We start from the raw sequence: 1,315 nt of genomic DNA, 5'->3' as shown, positions 1-1,315 counted from the left end.
CTGCTGGCCATTCCTTGCGCCTATGCCTTGTCGCGTTTCAGGATGCCGGGCGCCATGCTGATTTTCGGGATGCTTTTGATCATGCGCATGATCCCGGTCATAGCGCTTGCCATTCCGCTCTTTGCCGTGTTTGCCGCCATGGGCATTCTCGACACCATCTGGGCGCTGATCCTGAGCCATACGGCGGCCAAACTGCCTGTCGCCATCTGGCTGCTTCTGGGCTTCATCCAGGACGTGCCGAAAGAGATCGAGGAGGCTGCCCAGTCGGACGGCGCCGGCACGGTGCGCACGCTGGTCCAGATCGTGACGCCGCTGATTGCTCCTGGTATTGGCGCCAGCGCGGTCATCACCTTCCTCTTCACCTGGAACGACCTGCTGCTTGCCCTGACCCTGACCTCCAGCAAGGCCGCGCAGACTCTGCCGGTCGGGCTCACCAACTTCGTCTCGCAATTCGGCATCGACTGGGGCGCGATGTCGGCAGCCGGCGTCCTGATGGTCATCCCGACCCTGGTGGTTGTCTGGTTTGCCCAGGGGCTGCTGGTCAAGGGTCTCACCACCGGTGCCGTCCGCGGCTGAATGGCGGACATGCACCCAGAACGCTCGACGGCTTCGACGACGGGATACGCAACTGAGTGACGATCGGTGGGGTCAGGGACCTCGCCGCGCAATCGGAGGATACGGAATGGCAGCTGATCAGATACCGGCGATATCGGACATTTCGCGGCCGCCGAGACAATTGGTCGATGCGCTTGCGGCGATCGGCTCGGCGACGCTGGCCAGCGAACTCTACCACAAGATGGGCGTTCGCGACCCGCAGATACGGGGCCCGCGTCCATTGAGGCTGGGCCGCACGGCGGCGGGGCCTGCTCTCACGCTCCAGTGCATGCCGAAGCGCGAGGATCTCTACAACGAGACCGAATATGAGGAGCCGGAGCGGCAGTTACACCGTCACGTGCTCTATCCCACGCAGCCGGGCGACATGGTGGTGGTCGATGCGCGCGGCGATCTGGGAAGCGGCATCTTCGGCGAGATGATGCTGACCTATTTCGCCGGGCGCGGCGGGGCCGGCGTGGTTGTCGACGGCTGCATCCGCGATTCCGCCCAGGCGGCGGCTTTGGACATCGGCATCTGGGTGAGGGACGTCACGCCGAATTTCCACGCCCAAACCAACATCGTGCCGTTCGCCGTCAACGTTCCCATCGCCTGCTCGAACGTGCTGGTCATCCCTGGCGATATCATCGTCGCCGACGATGACGGCGTGGTCGTCGTGCCGGTCGCCCTTGCTCCGAAATAGGTCGAGCTCGCCGGCGCGCAT

General features: G+C 64.2%; 1 protein-coding gene and 1 pseudogene. Both read left to right on the top strand.

Going from position 1 to position 1,315, the window contains the following annotated elements:
* Positions 1 to 576 (top strand): carbohydrate ABC transporter permease (locus tag FJ980_RS32185; protein WP_210243784.1); only part of this gene is annotated, 576 nt, incomplete at its 5' end.
* Between the two features lie 106 nt (positions 577 to 682).
* Positions 683 to 1,291, top strand: a pseudogene (locus FJ980_RS32180) (ribonuclease activity regulator RraA); the annotation flags it as partial.
* Positions 1,292 to 1,315 lie beyond the last annotated feature (24 nt).

The organism is Mesorhizobium sp. B1-1-5 (assembly GCF_006443065.1).
In the GTDB taxonomy this organism is placed as follows: domain Bacteria; phylum Pseudomonadota; class Alphaproteobacteria; order Rhizobiales; family Rhizobiaceae; genus Mesorhizobium.
The sequence above is the reverse complement of the archived record's forward strand: the minus strand, read 5'-3'. Positions and strand labels throughout refer to the sequence as shown.